The sequence below is a fragment of the Salmonella sp. SJTUF14076 genome, assembly GCF_015534835.1.
GTDB lineage: Bacteria > Pseudomonadota > Gammaproteobacteria > Enterobacterales > Enterobacteriaceae > Salmonella > Salmonella enterica.
The window spans coordinates 2,008,227-2,026,497 of sequence record NZ_CP064674.1 but is presented as its reverse complement, the minus strand read 5'-3'; the positions used below and the strand labels follow the sequence as shown (position 1 = coordinate 2,026,497).

The 18,271-nt window shown below is 54.4% G+C and carries 15 protein-coding genes; 2 read left to right on the top strand and 13 right to left on the bottom strand.

Features of this window, described 5'->3' with window-relative positions:
• Positions 1-101 precede the first annotated feature (101 nt).
• Positions 102-848 carry a copper homeostasis protein CutC gene (gene cutC, locus HU143_RS09820; RefSeq protein ID WP_001185770.1) on the bottom strand — a complete coding sequence of 249 codons (747 nt, stop codon included), beginning with the start codon at positions 846-848 and terminating at the stop codon, positions 102-104.
• A gap of 19 nt (positions 849-867) precedes the next feature.
• Complete coding sequence (locus HU143_RS09815; protein WP_000024796.1) at positions 868-1,437, bottom strand: VOC family protein; 570 nt, start codon at positions 1,435-1,437, stop codon at positions 868-870.
• A gap of 236 nt (positions 1,438-1,673) precedes the next feature.
• On the opposite strand from HU143_RS09815, the gene argS reads away from it, so the two are divergent.
• A complete protein-coding gene (argS, locus tag HU143_RS09810; protein ID WP_001025360.1) occupies positions 1,674-3,407 on the top strand; it encodes an arginine--tRNA ligase in 1,734 nt (577 codons plus the stop codon).
• A 188-nt stretch (positions 3,408-3,595) separates the two neighbouring features.
• A complete protein-coding gene (gene mrdA, locus HU143_RS09805; protein ID WP_023227112.1) occupies positions 3,596-5,467 on the top strand; it encodes a penicillin-binding protein 2 in 1,872 nt (623 codons plus the stop codon).
• 53 nt (positions 5,468-5,520) lie between these two features.
• On the opposite strand, the gene HU143_RS09800 is transcribed toward mrdA, so the two are convergent.
• The 11 genes from HU143_RS09800 to cheA form a co-directional block, all read right to left on the bottom strand.
• The gene (locus tag HU143_RS09800; RefSeq protein WP_000989896.1) at positions 5,521-6,660 is read right to left on the bottom strand and encodes a glycoside hydrolase family 88/105 protein; all 1,140 of its coding nucleotides are present in this window, start codon (positions 6,658-6,660) and stop codon (positions 5,521-5,523) included.
• 236 nt (positions 6,661-6,896) lie between these two features.
• Positions 6,897-7,289: a flagellar protein FlhE gene (flhE, locus tag HU143_RS09795; protein ID WP_023227111.1), complete on the bottom strand. Its 393-nt coding sequence runs from the start codon at positions 7,287-7,289 to the stop codon at positions 6,897-6,899.
• On the bottom strand, positions 7,289-9,367 hold the full coding sequence (gene flhA, locus HU143_RS09790) for a flagellar biosynthesis protein FlhA (RefSeq protein ID WP_000002392.1): 2,079 nt from the start codon (positions 9,365-9,367) through the stop codon (positions 7,289-7,291). The genes flhE and flhA overlap by 1 nt, the downstream gene beginning before the upstream one ends.
• Positions 9,360-10,511: a flagellar biosynthesis protein FlhB gene (gene flhB / locus HU143_RS09785; RefSeq protein ID WP_001748515.1), complete on the bottom strand. Its 1,152-nt coding sequence runs from the start codon at positions 10,509-10,511 to the stop codon at positions 9,360-9,362. The genes flhA and flhB overlap by 8 nt, the downstream gene beginning before the upstream one ends.
• 193 nt (positions 10,512-10,704) lie before the next feature.
• Positions 10,705-11,349, bottom strand: a complete 645-nt coding sequence (gene cheZ / locus HU143_RS09780; RefSeq protein WP_000983585.1) for a protein phosphatase CheZ — start codon at positions 11,347-11,349, stop codon at positions 10,705-10,707.
• Between the two features lie 10 nt (positions 11,350-11,359).
• On the bottom strand, positions 11,360-11,749 hold the full coding sequence (gene cheY / locus HU143_RS09775) for a chemotaxis response regulator CheY (protein ID WP_000763861.1): 390 nt from the start codon (positions 11,747-11,749) through the stop codon (positions 11,360-11,362).
• Positions 11,750-11,766: 17 nt separating this feature from the next.
• Positions 11,767-12,816 carry a protein-glutamate methylesterase/protein glutamine deamidase gene (gene cheB, locus HU143_RS09770; RefSeq protein ID WP_000036389.1) on the bottom strand — a complete coding sequence of 350 codons (1,050 nt, stop codon included), beginning with the start codon at positions 12,814-12,816 and terminating at the stop codon, positions 11,767-11,769.
• Positions 12,813-13,679 carry a protein-glutamate O-methyltransferase CheR gene (cheR, locus tag HU143_RS09765; protein ID WP_000204362.1) on the bottom strand — a complete coding sequence of 289 codons (867 nt, stop codon included), beginning with the start codon at positions 13,677-13,679 and terminating at the stop codon, positions 12,813-12,815. The genes cheB and cheR overlap by 4 nt, the downstream gene beginning before the upstream one ends.
• Before the next feature lie 153 nt (positions 13,680-13,832).
• On the bottom strand, positions 13,833-15,494 hold the full coding sequence (gene tar / locus HU143_RS09760; RefSeq protein WP_023200528.1) for a methyl-accepting chemotaxis protein II: 1,662 nt from the start codon (positions 15,492-15,494) through the stop codon (positions 13,833-13,835).
• A gap of 236 nt (positions 15,495-15,730) precedes the next feature.
• On the bottom strand, positions 15,731-16,234 hold the full coding sequence (cheW, locus tag HU143_RS09755) for a chemotaxis protein CheW (protein WP_000147295.1): 504 nt from the start codon (positions 16,232-16,234) through the stop codon (positions 15,731-15,733).
• A gap of 20 nt (positions 16,235-16,254) precedes the next feature.
• Entirely contained in the window at positions 16,255-18,270 is a 2,016-nt protein-coding gene (gene cheA / locus HU143_RS09750; protein ID WP_000061307.1) for a chemotaxis protein CheA, read from the bottom strand.
• Between the last annotated feature and the right edge of the window lies 1 nt (position 18,271).

Here is an 18,271-nt window from a genome sequence, read left to right as displayed (position 1 = left end):
TGCGGCTTGAAATATGAAGGAGAAAAAAAGGCCCCTGTTGAATTGGCAGGGGCCTGGTACGAGCAAGCATCATATTGGGCGACATGATGCAACGGTAAAAATCATTTGGCCTGATGGCGAACAATGATTCCTTTCATTTCAGCGACCGCCGCACCCTCTACTCTATAGCGAGAATACTCGTCCGCCTGAATATCGGCAGACATCGATAACCCCTGATTGCGATAGCGCATCGGCGAAGGCAGTAAGACTCCGGCGGAACTGTGTACTTCCCGTACTCCGGCATCGAGGAAATTCTGCAGGTTATTTGCACGAACCCCCGCACCAGCCATAATGGTTGGAGCATCCCCCTGGGCAATAAGTTCCATAATTATTGATAAACCTTGCGCCGCATCGGCTTTTTGTCCGGAAGTCAGTACTCTTGCTACGCCTGCGTCAGCCAGATTCTTTAGCGCATTGAAGGGATTAGCGCACATATCGAAGGCGCGGTGGAATGTCACCGCCAGCGGTCCGGCCGCCGCCATTATTTTTTCCATTCGCGACATATCGACATCCCCATCAACGGTCAACACGCCAGTAACCAGCCCGGGAAACCCCAACTCTCTGACGAGGCGGATATCTTCCAGCATGGCGGCAAATTCGCCGTCAGTGTAGTAAAAATCCCCGCCGCGAGGACGAATAATCGGATGTACGGGAATCGTAATATGCTCGCGTACGCTGCGTAAGACGCCGAAAGAAGGCGTAAGCCCCCCTTCTTTCGGCGCGGCGCACAGTTCGATACGATCCGCGCCGTTTCGCTGCGCGGTGAGCGCGCATTCCATGCTGTAACAACAGATCTCAAGTAACGCCATATTCACTCCGCTCGGCAGGTTAATGGGCCGCCTGTTCGCTGGCGACAATCGCTTCAATCGACCATGGATGAAATTTTACCGTGACGCGGCCATCGGTCACAGCCAGCGTAGGGTTTGGCAAACGTTCATGCTCGCCCTGTGGCGAACTGGTTTTAACCACGATCCCCGGCTGACTAAGCCCCTCATCCGACAACAACGCCAGCGCCCTCGCGTTCAAGGTCTCCGGCTCGCCGGGCAGCACGATTTCAATATGCTCCCACCCTTCGTGTGGATAGCGTTTTTCTCCCGGCCACGGTAATTCAATAACAGAAAACCGCCAGTGTTCCACACATACCGGTTCATGCAGTTTAAACAGACAAATCGGCCTGCCGTTGATGATATTTTCCGACAGTAGCTCGCCGCATTGTTCAAAACCGCGACGCCAACGCTCCGCCGTCGTATTCTGGTGACAGCGCAATGAAATGTGATCGGCCTCAAGGGCGCTAATCTGCAGACCAAGGCGAGTGGAAAGTTCTCTGAACGCCAGAGTGAATCGCGGTAAATCTGCGGAAATATCATGCAGTTCATCAATGTGTTGCCAGTTCGCCATATCAGGACGCTCTTCTTGCTGTGAAAACCGCTAATTTACGCTGTTGCGCCCCGGCAACCAACCTTTGATTTGATTGGGCGTTTATTGAATGCTTATGCAGATTATTGTTGCGTATATTTCAGGCGACGCGCCGCGCGCGCAATGCTGACGCCAACGGGCATTTGCAGTATACTCCCGCCCTAATTCTTAAACTGGCGCGGGCAATACAGCCCGCTTCATAAACGTAAGGTATTCCGGTGAATATTCAGGCTCTTCTCTCAGAAAAAGTTAGTCAGGCCATGATTGCTGCAGGCGCGCCTGCAGATTGCGAGCCCCAGGTTCGTCAGTCAGCCAAAGTTCAGTTCGGCGACTATCAGGCCAACGGCATGATGGCAGTTGCGAAAAAACTGGGTATGGCCCCCCGACAACTTGCAGAGCAGGTGCTGACTCATCTGGATCTCAGCGGCATCGCCAGCAAGGTTGAAATCGCCGGCCCTGGCTTTATCAATATTTTCCTCGAACCGGCTTTTCTCGCTGAACAGGTGCAACAGGCGCTGGCCTCCGATCGTCTGGGCGTTTCTCAGCCGACTCGTCAGACAATTGTCGTCGACTACTCCGCGCCCAACGTCGCGAAAGAGATGCACGTCGGTCATCTACGCTCCACGATTATCGGCGATGCGGCAGTACGCACGCTGGAGTTTCTGGGCCATCATGTTATTCGCGCTAACCACGTCGGCGACTGGGGTACCCAGTTCGGTATGCTTATCGCCTGGCTGGAAAAACAGCAGCAGGAAAACGCGGGCGACATGGCGCTGGCGGATCTCGAAGGATTTTACCGCGATGCGAAAAAGCATTATGACGAAGATGAAGCGTTTGCCGAGCGCGCGCGTAACTACGTCGTCAAATTGCAGAGCGGTGATACCTATTTCCGTGAGATGTGGCGTAAGCTGGTTGATATCACCATGACGCAAAACCAGATCACCTATGATCGCCTGAACGTCACTCTGACGCGTGACGATGTGATGGGCGAAAGTCTGTATAATCCGATGCTGCCGGGCATCGTCGCCGATCTGAAAGCCAAAGGCCTGGCGGTTGAAAGCGAAGGCGCAACGGTGGTTTTCCTTGATGAGTTTAAAAACAAGGAAGGCGATCCGATGGGCGTCATTATTCAGAAGAAAGATGGCGGTTATCTGTATACCACTACCGATATCGCCTGCGCCAAATACCGTTACGAAACGCTGCACGCCGACCGCGTGCTCTACTACATTGACTCCCGTCAGCACCAGCACCTGATGCAGGCCTGGACCATTGTGCGCAAAGCCGGTTATGTGCCGGATTCCGTTCCGCTGGAACACCACATGTTCGGCATGATGTTGGGTAAAGATGGTAAACCGTTTAAAACTCGCGCGGGCGGTACGGTGAAACTGGCGGACCTGCTGGATGAGGCGCTGGAGCGCGCGCGTCGTCTGGTGGCGGAGAAGAACCCGGATATGCCGGCTGACGAGCTGGAAAAACTGGCTAACGCCGTCGGTATTGGCGCGGTGAAATACGCCGATCTGTCAAAAAACCGCACCACTGACTATATCTTCGACTGGGATAATATGTTGGCTTTCGAAGGCAATACCGCTCCTTATATGCAGTATGCCTATACGCGTGTGCTGTCTGTTTTCCGTAAAGCGGACATCGACGAGCAGGCGCTGGCGAGCGCGCCGGTTATCATTAGCGAAGATCGCGAAGCGCAGCTCGCTGCCCGTCTGCTGCAGTTTGAAGAAACCCTGACGGTGGTCGCGCGTGAAGGTACGCCGCACGTCATGTGCGCGTATCTGTATGACGTCGCCGGGCTGTTCTCCGGCTTCTACGAGCACTGCCCTATTCTCAGCGCCGAGAATGACGCGGTTCGCAATAGCCGCCTAAAACTGGCGCAGCTGACGGCGAAGACGCTGAAACTGGGTCTGGATACGTTGGGTATCGAAACCGTAGAACGCATGTAAACGCGCCGTCGTTAACATCATCAGGCCTGACTCCGGGTAACGGACTCAGGCCTTTTTATTGCCACAGCGGTATATCTGTAACAAATCACAAGGAATGACACATTTCTATAGAGAGATGGAACATCTTTTACCTGTGCTGGCGCTGACCGCCCCGTATCATTAGGCGGCGGATTGTTCAGGTACAGGTAATGACTTTTAAAGACTTTGATGCGGAAGAGAAACTCTTCCTGAGACGTGTGATTGTGGCGTTTGGTGTAGTGGTTGTCTGCTTTGGTATCCTGATCTTCAACCTCTATAACTTGCAAATCCGTCAGCACCACTACTACACCACCCGTTCGAATGAGAACGATATCAAGATGCTACCCGTCGCGCCCACGCGCGGCATCATTTACGATCGCAACGGCATTCCGCTGGTGCGTAACGTAACCTGGTATGATATCGCGGTTACGCCCTATAAAATTGCCGATATGGATGCGCTGCTAAAACAGCTCACCCCTATTGTTGATCTCTCCCCCGATGATATCGCCGACTTTCGCCATGCGCTAAAATCCAGTAGCCGCTATCGTCCGGTGGTGCTCAAAAACACGCTAACGGATGTTGAAATCGCACGCTTTGCGGTCAATCAGTTTCATTTCAACGGCGTCACGATCAATAGCTATCAGGATCGGCAGTATCCTTACGGCGCGGAGCTGGCGCATGTTCTCGGTTACGTGTCAAAGATAAACGATAACGACCTTAAAGCGCTGGATAAAAAAGGGCTGGCAGAGAATTACGCGGCGGACCATAACATCGGTAAACAGGGGATTGAGCGTTACTACGAAAACGATCTTCATGGCAAAACCGGTTATCAGGAGGTCGAGGTGGATAATCACGGGCGTATTGTCCGCCTGCTGAAAGACGTTCCTCCCATCGCGGGTAAGAACATTCACCTGACGCTGGATCTCCATTTACAAGAGTACATTGAAAGTTTGCTGGCCGGGCAGCGTGCTGCCGTACTGGTTGAAGATCCGCACGATGGTTCAGTGCTGGCGATGGTATCTATGCCCAGCTACGATCCGAACCCCTTTGTAAAAGGCATTAGCTATCAGGATTACGGCAAACTGCTGCACGATAAAAATCTGCCGCTGATCAACCGCGTGACGCAAGGGCTTTATCCCCCGGCGTCAACGGTTAAACCCTATATGGCGATGTCCGCGCTGTTATGCGGGATTATTACGCCGCAAACCACCTTCTTTGGCGCGCCAACCTGGACGCTTCCCGGCACGCAGCGTCATTATCGGGACTGGAAAAAAACCGGACACGGTATGCTGGATGTCACTAAAGCGATTGAGGAATCTGCGGATACCTTTTTCTATCAGGTCGCTTATATGATGGGTATTGACCGTATCGACACGATGTTGTCTCAGTTCGGCTATGGCAAACCGACGGGCATCGACCTTAATGAAGAGTATGACGGGCTGCTTCCCAGCCGCGCATGGAAACAGCGGGTCCATAAAAAAGCCTGGTATCAGGGCGATACCATCTCTGTCGGCATCGGCCAGGGCTACTGGATTGCCACCCCCATCCAGATGGTAAAAGCGATGGTGGCGCTCATCAACAACGGTAAGGTGATTGCCCCTCACCTGTTACTCAATGAAGAGAGCGGCAAAACGGTGGTTCCGTATCGTCCTTCAGGAACACCGGCACAGATAGCCGATCCGGCGTCGCCATACTGGGGACTGGTGCGTCAGGCGATGTATGGCATGGCGAATGCACCCAACGGAACGGGCTATAAGTTCTTTCACACAGCGCCCTACGGCATTGCGGCCAAAAGCGGCACGTCGCAGGTGTTTAGCCTGAAAGAAAATCAGACCTACAACGCGAAAATGATCCCCATTCGCCTGCGCGATCATGTGTTTTATACCGCTTTTGCACCGTATAAAAACCCTAAGGTCGCTATTGCCTTGATTCTGGAAAACGGCGGAAGCGACGGCGTTACCGCCGCACCCATCATGCGAAAAATCCTTGACCACCTGTTTGATCCACAGGCTGATACCACACAGCCGGATCAGGCGCCATAGTCAAATAAGCAAAGCGCCATCAGAGAAGGATATGCCCGGAATATCCGCATACATCAGAAATAGTTACGCAGATATTCCGTCAAACACAGCATTGCCATCGCCTGCCCGTAAGGCATAGAGGTCAACGGAATATGACGGTAAAAATCGAGATCGTGGCCCATGCCAGTGCCAAATGACGTTTGCAGCAGTTCGCCTTCCGGCGAGATATGTTTCACTATCCCCCGAATAGCTTTTTCCGCCACCTGCGCATAGTGCCGTTCGACATAGCGTTTGCGCACCGCTTTAAGAATGCCGTAGGCAAAACCCGCCGTCGCCGACGCCTCAAGATAAGAGTGCGGATCGTCAAGCAACGTATGCCATAAACCGCTTTCATCCTGACATTTCGCCAGCGCGGCGATCTGCGCATTCAGTACCTGGACCAGGTAACGGCGCACGGCATTATTTTCCGGCAAGTCCAGCAGTTCAAGAAAATCCGGGATCACAATGGTCAGCCAACTATTGCCGCGCGCCCAGCGAGCGTTAGCGAAGTTATGATGACCGTCATAGCTCCAGCCGTGGAACCACAGCCCCGTCTCTTTATCCATCAAATTCTGCACGTGTAGCAGGAACTGATAGGTTGCTTCTTCCACATATTCCGGCCGGTTCAACAGCTTGCCGATTTTCGCCAGCGGCAGCACCGTCATCATTAGCGTGTCGTCCCACATCTGCTGATGATTTTCCTCCGCCAGCGTGATGTGCTGCATTCCGCCGTGATCGGTACGGGGCATCTCATTCATCGCCCATTCGGCCCACGTTTCCAGCCACGGTAAATACGCTGGATTACGCGTCTCTTCATAGCGATATGCCAGCGTTAAAAACGGCGCCATCGTATTAACGTTTTTCGTCGTCGCGCCTTCCGCAAAACGATCGGCAAACCAGTCATCAATGATCTTACGCATCGTCTGGTCGCCGGTCTGTTGATAATAGTGATACATTCCGTACAGGCCCACGCCGTGCGTCCACTCCCATCCGGCCCAGCCTTTAGTATCGATCACCCGTCCGTCGTCCAGTCGCAATAAAAATTCGCCCGTCTCATCTTTAATATTGACCAGGTTATGCGTCACCTTTTGAATCAAGGCTTTTAGTTCATCTCTGGCGATAAAATGCTCAGGCTGACGCAATAGCGGACTGTGTTTGACTGGATAAACCATCATTTGCTTAACCTCTGTGTAATGTCGAATTCAGTGCTGCGTGCAGTTTTACCGCGGACGCAGTCGATTCGCTACAGTAAAAGCTAAGCTGGGCGGAAACCTTTTTGTTTCTGCCATTGCCAGAGCGTAAATGGCAAAAACGCAAAGAGTCCGGCAACCTACCTCACCATTTTATAAAACGGTGTTTCTATTTATTCAAAAAGAGAGTCAGGTCTGCTACCTGGCAAAGAAAGGAACGGTTAGCGGTAGTTCACAATCACCTGATTGCTCCGCACTTTTAACGCCGGGATAAGTCTGCCGCCGCCGGGGACTTCCCAGACAAAGCGGAGCGGCTCGACTGCGGGAACATGGGCAAAACCGTGGGTCGTGCCACTCTGACCATCGAGATCTACGCAACGGGACTGGGAACATAACCGTACCCGTAAGCCCGCGGGAGTCGGGCCATTCAGTTCATAACGCCAGGCGACCAGCGTCATCACACCGGAAACCGGCTGACGCGCCGACAATGGCGAAGACGATGCGGAAACACCCCGGTAATTTAAGGTTACACCCATACCGCTATCCTGCCACGCGCCTTCGCCTGCGGCCTGAACCGTCAGGGGAAAGAGCAACAACGCCAGCCATTTACGCATTATTTTCCTCCAATAGTCGCCGTCATGCGGATATGACGGTTATCGGAAAGCTCAAGGTTCGACAACACCACCAGCTGCGGTAAACTGCGCCGCAAAAAGCGGGACAATAATGGACGTAGCGCATGGTTAACCAGTAATACCGGCGGCGCGCCAAGCATTTCCTGGCGAGAAAGCGCTTCTTGCGTCTGCGCCAGCAGGCGATCCGCCAACCCAGGCTCAAGTCCACCGCCGCCCTGCAATGCCTGAAGCAGCAAACGCTCCAGCGCGGTATCCAGGCCAATCACCTGCACTTCTTCATTACCGGGGAACCACTGTTGCGTAATCGCTCGTCCTAATGCCACGCGTACCACGGCGGTTAATTCATGCGGATCGCTTTGTAACGGCGCATGTTCCGCCAGCGTTTCCAGAATGGTGCGCATATCGCGAATCGGGACTTTTTCCGCCAGTAAGTTCTGCAGGACTTTGTGTAAGGTCGTGAGGGTCACGACGCCGGGGACCAGATCTTCCGTGAGTTTAGGCATCTCCTGAGAGACACGATCCAACAGTTGCTGCGCTTCCTGGCGGCCAAACAGTTCGGCGGAGAATTGGCCAATCAAGTGGTTAAGGTGCGTCGCCACAACGGTACTGGCTTCCACGACGGTAAAGCCCTGAATTTGCGCCTGCTCTTTCAGGGCGCTTTCAATCCAGATGGCATCAAGGCCAAAAGCTGGATCGACGGTTTTCTCGCCCGGTAGCGTTCCCGCCGCCGTGCCGGGGTTAATAGCCAGCCAGCGTCCCGGATAGGCGTCCCCGCTGCCGATCTCTACCCCTTTCATCAAAATACGGTAGCGCGCAGGCTGTAAATCCATATTGTCGCGAATGTGGACCACCGGCGGCAGGAACCCCATATCCTGCGCGAATTTTTTACGAATACTGCGAATACGTCCGAGCAATTCGCCATCCTGTTGAAAATCCACCATCGGGATCAGGCGGTAGCCCACTTCCATTCCCAGTGAATCCTCAAGCTGTACGTCATTCCAGGTGGCTTCGACCACCGAGTTATTTTCCGGCATTTTTACCGGCTGCGGCTCCTCTGGCGCTTTTTCTTCACGCCCGCGCAGCCACCATGCCAGGCCGAGCAAAGCGGCGGTAAAAAGTAAAAATACCAGGTTAGGCATTCCTGGCACCATGCCAAGCAGCCCCAGCACCGCCGCTGCCAGCAGCATCACCCTTGGATTACTGAACAGTTGGCCAACCATCTGCTCGCCTACATCCTGATCGGTACTGACGCGGGTCACAATGACGCCCGCCGCCGTGGAGATAACCAGCGCCGGGATCTGGGCGACCAGGCCGTCGCCAATGGTCAGCAGGGTGTAGCTTTCCGCCGCGCTGCCCATGCTCATTCCGTGCTGCAATACGCCGACCAGCAGCCCGCCGACCACGTTAATGACCATGATGAGAATACCGGCGATGGCGTCGCCGCGCACAAATTTACTTGCCCCGTCCATCGAGCCGTAGAAGTCGGCTTCCTGAGTGACTTCCGAACGCCGTTTTTTGGCCTCGTCTTCACCAATCAGACCGGCATTAAGATCGGCGTCAATCGCCATTTGCTTACCGGGCATACCGTCCAGCACAAAGCGCGCGCCGACTTCGGCAATACGTCCGGCGCCTTTGGTGATGACCATGAAGTTGATAATGACGAGGATGATAAAAACCACAATCCCGATCGCGAAGTTACCGCCGACCAGGAAATGACCGAACGCCTCCACCACCTTTCCCGCCGCCGCCGCGCCGGTATGCCCTTCCATCAAAATAATGCGCGTTGAGGCAACGTTAAGCGCCAGACGCAGTAGCGTGGTAAACAGCAGAATGGTTGGAAACGCGGCAAAATCCAGAGTGCGCTGGGTAAACATCGCCACCAGCAGCACCATGATCGATAGCGCAATATTAAAGGTAAACAATAAGTCGAGGATAAAAGCAGGCAGCGGCAGCACCATCATCGACAAAATCAGCAGAATGAGGATCGGCCCGGCAAGAATTTGCCATTGCGTCGATTTCAGGTTGCTGGGCAGGCGCAGCATCGCGACCAGATTAGCCATCAGTAGTCTTCTCGTTCATAAAATCCAGCGCTTCTGGCACCGGAAGGTTCTCAGGTTGTGGAGGACGTTGCCCGCCCGCAAGCCGCCAGCGTTTAAGCTGCCAGACCCAGGCCAACACTTCCGCAACGGCAGCATATAACTGCCCGGGAATTTGCTGGCCGATTTCGGCGTGGCGATATAATGCCCGCGCCAGCGGCGGCGCTTCTAAAGTGGGAACCCGATGTTCAGCGCCGATCTCGCGAATGCGCAGCGCTATTAATCCAGCCCCCTTCGCGACCACTTTCGGCGCGCTCATTTTGTTTTCGTCATACTGCAGCGCCACGGAATAGTGCGTCGGGTTAGTGACAATGACGTCCGCTTTCGGCACATCTTCCATCATGCGGCGCTGCGCGGCGGCGCGTTGCATCTGGCGAATTTTGCCCTTAACATGCGGATCGCCTTCGCTCTCTTTAAATTCGTCGCGAATGTCCTGCCGCGACATGCGTAATTTTTTCAGGTGGCTAAAGATCTGGAAAAACACGTCAAATCCCACCATCGGAATCACGCCCAGTACCACCAGTAACGCGCAGAGTCCAACCAGATCCAGCGCATTCCCCATTGCGACGATCGGCGACTCCGCCATCAGGCGCATCATTTGCGGCCAGTGATGCCAGAGATAAAAGCCGGTAACGCAGCCGACCAGCGTGGATTTCAACACCGCTTTTAGCAGTTCCGCGCCGGTCTGCGCCGAAAACATGCGCTTAATTCCCGGCAGCGGGTTTAATTTAGAAAATTTTGGCTGTAGCGACTTACCGCTAAAAATCAGGCCGCCAAGCATAACCGGCGAGATAAGCGCCACCAGCACCACGCCCGCGATGAGCGGTAGCAACGCCATCATCGCCGCTTTAATCAGCAAAATTATCTGCCCCAGGATCAGGTTAGGATCGTTCACCATACGGTGATCGAAGTGCAGGCCTGCTGAGAGCATTCCCGCCAGTTGCCGCGCTAACGACTCGCCGCCGAACCAAATAATACAAACGCCCACCAGCAATATCAGCAGTGAGGTCAGTTCTCTGGAACGGGGGATCTGCCCTTCTTCCCGCGCTTTTTCAAGTCGGTGGGGTGTGGGGGCTTCTGTTTTGTCGTCGTCGCTCTCTTCTGCCACGCAGCAAACCCTGGATAGATTGATAAGCGAGAATGATGCCAGAACCGCTTTACGCCAATGGGCAGAGTAAGCGGTAAAAAAGGCGGGGTTTATGGCGTTAATAGAGATAGCCGGATACGATAAGAAAGTCTCGTATCCGGCCGGGTTGACGGATTCGAACCCGATAAGCGCAGCGCCATCAGGTCAAAAAAGCTTAAAACCCAAGACTGTCCAGCAGGTCGTCCACCTGATCCTGACTGGCGACGACGCCAGCTTTCGAGGTATCCACCTGCGGGCCGTTGAGTAAGCTTTCGTTCTCGCGTTTTGGTCGTGCGCTCTGTTCCGGGATGTTTTCCAGCAGTACCATTAATAACTGGCGCTCAATCTCCTGAATCACGTCCATCATGCGTTTGATCACCTGACCCGTCAGATCCTGGAAATCCTGCGCCATCATGATGTCCAGCAGTTGCGCGTTAGTAAAGCTGGTATGGCCCGGGACATCCCTGAGAAACTGGCGCGTATCCGTCACCAGTTCACGGGCGTCGGCAAGCTCGATCGGATTGTCAAACCACTCGTCCCAACGTTGGGTTAGCGCTTTCGCCTCTTTCTCCATCGCATCCTGATGCGGCTGCGAGGCTTCGACACTGTTTAGCGCGCGTTCCGCCGCCTGCGCCGTCATCTGGACGACATAATCCAGACGGTCGCGCGCATCAGGGATCGCCTCCGCCGCTTCGGCAATCGCCTGGTCCAGCCCCAGTTCACGCAGGCTGTCGCGCAGCATTCGGGTCAGACTACCGATGCGCGCAATGATGTCTCCTGCTGAGCCTTCATCAGCAGGCTTGATAGATGGTTGCATCATCATCGCATCCTCACATGCCCAGTTTCTCAAAGATTTTGTTGAGCTTCTCTTCCAGAGTCGCTGCGGTGAACGGTTTTACGACATAACCGCTGGCGCCAGCCTGTGCGGCGGCGATAATATTCTCTTTTTTGGCTTCCGCCGTGACCATCAACACGGGTAACGCCGACATGGCGCTATCGGCGCGAATGGTTTTCAGCAGCTCCAGGCCATCCATATTCGGCATGTTCCAGTCGGAGATAATAAAACCAAAGCCGCCCGCCTGGAGCTTGTTCAGCGCATCGACGCCGTCTTCGGCCTCTTCCACATTGTTAAATCCAAGCTCTTTTAAGAGGTTGCGCACGATACGACGCATGGTCGAAAAGTCATCCACAACCAAAAATTTAAGCTCTTTATCCGCCATAAAATACTACTCCTGGTTCAAATACGTATCGCCTGTCCGGCACTGATTTTCGCCAGCATCTGCTGGCTTACCTGGCTAAGATCGACCACTTCGCTTACGCCACCCATATTGATGGCCTCGCGCGGCATGCCGAACACCACACAACTTGCTTCGTTTTGCGCAATGGTCCAGGCGCCAGCCTGGTACATCGCTAACATTCCAGCGGCGCCATCGTTGCCCATCCCCGTAAGAATGACGCCTACGGCGTTGCGCCCCGCGTGTTTCGCCACCGAATGAAACAGCACATCCACGGAAGGCCGATGCCGGTTTACCGGCGGGCCATCATGAATTTTGATTTGATAATTCGCCCCACTACGCGCCAGCTCCATATGCTTGTCGCCGGGCGCAATGTAGGCATGACCTGGCAATACGCGTTCGCCGTCCTCCGCCTCCTTCACGCTGATTTGACAGAGTTTATTCAGACGCTCGGCAAACGAGCGGGTAAAGCCAGGCGGCATATGCTGCGTAATAATCACTGCCGGACTGGAAAGCGGCAGCGGTTGCAGCACATGTCGGATAGCTTCAGTACCGCCCGTTGAAGCGCCGATAGCAATCAGTTTTTCCGAACTGAGCAGCGGACCGGCTTTTAAGGTTGCCGGGGCCGCCATCGGTTTATGTGCGGCGATGCGGGCCCGCGCGGCGGTACGCACTTTTTCGGCGATCATCTCGCTATACGCCAGCATACCTTCACGAATGCCAAGCTGCGGTTTGGTGACAAAATCGATGGCCCCCAACTCCAGCGCCCGTAGCGTCACTTCAGAACCTTTCCCGGTCAGCGAAGAGACCATCACCACCGGCATCGGTCGCAGGCGCATCAGTTTTTCCAGAAAATCGAGGCCGTCCATACGCGGCATCTCAACGTCCAGGGTCAATACGTCCGGATTAAATTTTTTGATGAGATCCCTGGCGACCAACGGGTCCGGCGCAGTCGCCACCATCTCCATATCGCTATGGCTATTAATAATTTCAGTCATGATTTGGCGCATTAGCGCGGAATCATCAACTGACAATACCCTGATTTTACTCATGCTTTATCCTTACTTAGCGCATACACCGTCTGTCCGCGCAGGCTAAACTCGCGCACGAGGTTGCTAAAGTTTTCTGAGTGACCGGCAAACAACAGTCCGTCAGGCTTAAGGAGTGGAACAAAACGGCGCAGAATGTCCTCCTGAGTCGTTTTATCAAAATAGATCATGACGTTACGGCAAAAAATCGCGTCAAAGGGACCGGGTACGTTGTACTGCTTTTCCAACAAATTAACGGAGGAAAATTCAACATAATTGGCCAGTTCCTGACGCACGCGCACCAGTCCTTCATGCGGCCCCGTACCGCGCATGAAGTAACGTTGTAGCTGCTGCGGCGATAACGTTTTCAGTTCGCTGAGGCGATAAATACCGCTTCTCGCTTTTTCCAGCACTTCAGTATCAATATCGCTGGCGAATACTTTCCAGCGACCGGGGGCCATCCCCAACGCATCCGCCAGCGTAATGGCGATACTGTAAGGTTCTTCTCCTGTCGATGCCGCCGCACTCCAGACGCGGTACTCGCCGTGGCGGCGACGCGCATGTTCCGCAAGGATGGGAAAATGGTGCGCCTCGCGAAAAAAAGCGGTCAGGTTGGTAGTCAGAGCGTTGATAAAAGCCTGCCACTCAGCGCTGTTTTGATTAGCCTCCAGCATACTGAGATAACGGCCAAAATCATCCAGTCCCAGGGCACGCAGCCGACGGACCAGGCGGTTATAAACCATATCCCGCTTATGGTCGGCCAGCACGATCCCTGCGCGCTGGTAGATTAATTGACATATCCGACGAAAATGCGCGTCGGACAGCGCGAGGCGCTGTGTCATCTGTAACAATACTGACGTTTGCCCGGAGGGCAGAGATGATGTCATAGCGCCTTCTTAATCACATTCAAAGTACAACGGGCGCGCCCTGCGGCAGCGCCATGCTTCCCGTATTACACATTTTTTGCTTTTATCTATGCGAACCAGACGAAAGGTATCGGCGGGTTCGCAAATTAATCGAGAACCGACAGAGCACGTCGATCAGAAGGTTTCCCAGTTCGCATCATCCCCGGCGGCTAAGGGCCGCGGCGTATTGCCGGACTGAGCGTCCACTGATAAACGCATCTCAGGCTTATTTACCGCCAGCGGTCGCGATGCCAAGCGGAAAGCCGATACCGCCTGGGTCAGACGGCTGGCCTGCTCTTCCAGCGCGGCGGCGGCCGCTGCGGATTCCTGAACCAGCGAAGCGTTCTGTTGCGTTACGCGGTCCATTTCGGAAACGGCCAAAGCGACCTGATCGATACCCCGGCTTTGCTCATCCGAGGCGGAGGCGATTTCGCCCATGATATCCGTGACGCGCGTAACGGCATTGACGATGTCAGTCATGGTTTCCCCGGCGCTTTCCACCAGCACAGAACCGGTATCGACACGCGAGACGGAATCTTCAATCAACGCTTTTATTTCTTTCGCCGCCTGGGCGCTGCGGCTGGCCAGATTACGCACCTCGCCTGCCACGACCGCAAAACCGCGTCCCTGCTCTCCCGCGCGCGCCGCTTCTACCGCCGCGTTCAGCGCCAGAATGTTAGTCTGGAAGGCAATACCGTCGATAACGCTGATAATGTCAGCGATTTTTTTCGAACTGTCGGCAATTTCGTGCATGGTGTTTACCACGCCGTCGACCACTTTGCCGCCATGACGCGCGGTCTCGGAGGCGCTTTGCGCCAGTTGCGAAGCCTGACGGGCGTTATCGGCGTTTTGCTTCACGGTGGCCGTCAGTTGTTCCATGCTGGCCGCCGTCTCCTCCAGAGCGGAGGCTTGTTGTTCGGTACGGGAAGAGAGGTCGGTATTACCGGCGGCAATTTCACTGGTGCCGGAATAAATCGCATCCGAACCTTCACGAACCTGCGTCACGGTGTCAATCAGCGAGCGTTGCATATGTTCAACCGTTCCCGCCAGTTCGCCAATTTCATTACGTCCTGAGACGGTGAGCGTTTTCGTCAGATCGCCGCTGGCAATTTCACGGATATGAGTAATCACTCGCGCTAATGGGTTAAGCAGGGCATGACGAATGCCGAACCAAACCACCATCAAAATCAGCACCAGCACGACCGCAAGAACCCCCAGTTGCCATTGCGCAAAACGGTAGTCATGAGCGCTTTGATCAAATGTCTGGCGGTACAGGTTTTCGCTCACCCGGGCGTAATTGCCCAGCGCCTCGCCCAACGCGTTTTGCATTCCCTGGGTTGGCTGGGCGAAGTAGGCATCCATATTGCCATTGTCCAGAAACTGAATAAGTTCGGCTAATGCGGCCTGATAGCGCTGATATTTTTCATCGACGTTCGCGCTGGCCTCCGCCATCGCTGGCAATGGCGTCATGTTTTTGAAATTGGCGTAATGCGCCGCCGCCTGTGCGAGGGTCGTTTTTGCATTCTGGAGTAAATCCGTTTTGGCGCTGCTCTGCTGGTTAGAAGCGTCCATCATCATGCGTGCGGCGGAACGGCTCAGGTTAATGCGCGTTTGCAGCATTAAGTCCCATGTCGACGTGAGTTCGCTTTGTTGCTGGCGTAATTCGTTAGAAATAACAAAACCTTGCTGGTTATGCTGTAATGAAGAAAACAGCAAACCACCGGAAACAAGCTGTAGCAGTGCGAAAACCCCCAGCACCATCATCAGCATTGTGACAACGCGGATACGGTTAAACATAAGGCACCTTCCTGATAACGAGTTATCAACGTTATCGGCACCTGCGGTGATAACTTTACTTTTGCAAAAAGGAAATACGCTGTTCCGGAAGACGACATTGCCAATGACAGTGTCGCAGCGGCGATGCCGGCGCAAAATGCAGGGGCTGGGCGCGGGCGATGAACAGGCACTCTCACCGCTGGCGGAAGCATAACGGCTAGTATTGCCGGATGGCGCGACGCCATCCGGCAACGTTATTACGCGACGTGTGATGCTGCGATATCCAGCAGCGCCATCTCTTCGCTGTTAAGCAGTTTTTCGATATTCACCAGAATCAGCATACGCTCGCCGAGCGCGCCCAATCCCGTCAAATATTCTGTTGACAAGGTCACGGCAAATTCTGGCGCCGGACGGATTTGTTCCGCCGTTAACGACAGTACGTCAGACACGCCGTCTACCACTATCCCGACGACGCGTTGCCCCAGATTCAGTACGATCACTACCGTATTGTCATCATACTCAACGTCGCCTTCGCAGAATTTCACGCGCAGATCGACAATGGGGACAATCACGCCGCGCAGGTTAGTCACCCCTTTTATAAAGGCCGGTGTATTGGCGATGCGCGTCACCTGGTCATAGCCACGGATCTCCTGCACTTTCAGGATATCGATGCCGTACTCTTCATTTCCCAGTGTAAACACCAGGAATTCCTGACCTGACGGCTCGCCGGCCAGTTTGCTTACATTACTCATACCGGTCATATTATTCCCTTCTCACTCAATCAGGCGGCTGTGATCGCCATACGTTGTTCGCGGTTTAAACCCTGCAATGCGGAAACATCAACAATCAGCGCGACGCTGCCGTCGCCCAGGATCGTCGCGGCGGAAATCCCCGGTACCTTGCGATAATTGCTTTCCAGATTTTTGACCACCACCTGGTGCTGACCGATGAGCTGATCGACCAGCAGCGCGTAACGGCGTCCCGCGCTTTGCAGGATCACAACAATGCCCTGCGTGGCTTCGGTTTTCGCCCCGTCCACGTCAAACACTTTCCACAATTCGACCAGCGGCAAATACTCGCCGCGAACTTCCAGAACCCGTTCGCCGCCCGCCAGCGGATGAAGATCCTCTTCACGCGGTTGCAGCGACTCCATCACCGCATTTAACGGCAGGATAAAAACTTCCCCCGCCACGCGAACCGACATCCCATCGAGGATGGCCAGCGTCAGCGGCAGCAGAATACGAATCGTGGTGCCGGAGCCTTGTTTTGACTGGATCTCAACGTGACCGCCCATCTCCTGAATGTTACGTTTCACCACATCCATGCCAACGCCGCGACCGGAGACATCCGTGACCTGTTCCGCAGTTGAGAATCCCGGCGCGAAGATCAACATGCCTACTTCATCGTCGGTCATGTTTTCATTCACCGCCATCCCCTGCGACATGGCCTTCGCCAGGATACGCTCACGGTTAAGCCCCGCGCCGTCATCGGTCACTTCAATACAAATATTCCCGCCCTGATGTTCTGCGGAAAGAATCAGATTGCCGACAACATTTTTCCCCGCCTCAAGGCGTTTTTCCGGCATTTCAATCCCGTGGTCGAGACTGTTGCGCACCAGGTGTGTCAGCGGGTCGATAATGCGTTCGATCAGGCTTTTATCAAGTTCAGTGGAGCTCCCCACCAGCGTCAGCTCTACCTGCTTGCCCAGTTTGCCCGCTAAATCGCGTACCAGACGCGGGAAACGGCTGAAGACGTACTCCATAGGCATCATACGAATCGACATCACCGACTCTTGTAAGTCGCGGGCGTTACGTTGTAACTGCCCCATACTGGTAATGAGATCGCCGTGGTTTACCGGGTCCAGCTCGTTAGAACGCTGGGCCAACATTGACTGGGTAATCACTAACTCGCCGACCAGGTTTATGAGCTGATCCACTTTCTCTACCGCCACGCGAATGCTGGTGGACTCGCGTTCACGCGCAGGTTTTTCACGCCCCGCATGATGTTCATGGGCCGCGCTTTTGGCGGCTGGCGCAACGACTGCCGGAGACGCTACCGGTGCTACCTCGGTTTTCTCTTGCGCTTTTTCAACCGGCGCGGTGACCACTTTTTCAAAAGCGATCTGATCGGCCTCGATGACAAAACAGAGCACCGCGACAATGTCATCTTCCGCGACGCTGCCATCCAGAGTTGCCGACAGTGAATCCGCCCCCTTAACGACATCCGTCAGAGTAGCCAGATTGCCCAACTCTTCTTCAAGCAGATCGACCTCATTGGCTTTCAACCGTGAAAGTACAATGCGCAGTTTACTCTCGTCACGAGGCGATTCGGTTTCGGCTACGCTCTCTTCCTGGATCGCCGCGCTTAGTGCCGCGGTTTCTACGACCGCCGGCGTGGTTTCGCCTTTCGCCTCCAGCGCCAACTGGCGTAGCGCATTGCAGATATATTCGAAGCTTGCGGCATCCGGCTCTTCGGAGTTTTTATAGGCGTCGAGCTGTTCCTGCATAATATCTTTCGTTTCCAAAAACAGGTTGATAATGTCGGTATTGAGCTGCATTTCACCGCGTCGGGCTTCATCCAGCAGGTTTTCCATTAAATGCGTGGTTTCCTGCAGAATAGTGAAGCCGAATGTGCCCGCGCCGCCTTTAATGGAGTGCGCCGCGCGAAAAATGGCGTTCAGTTGTTCAGCGTCCGGGGATTCCGGCACCAAATCCAGCAGATGCTGCTCCATATCAGCCAACAGCTCGTCAGCTTCATCAAAAAATGTCTGATAAAAATCGCTAATATCCATGCTCACG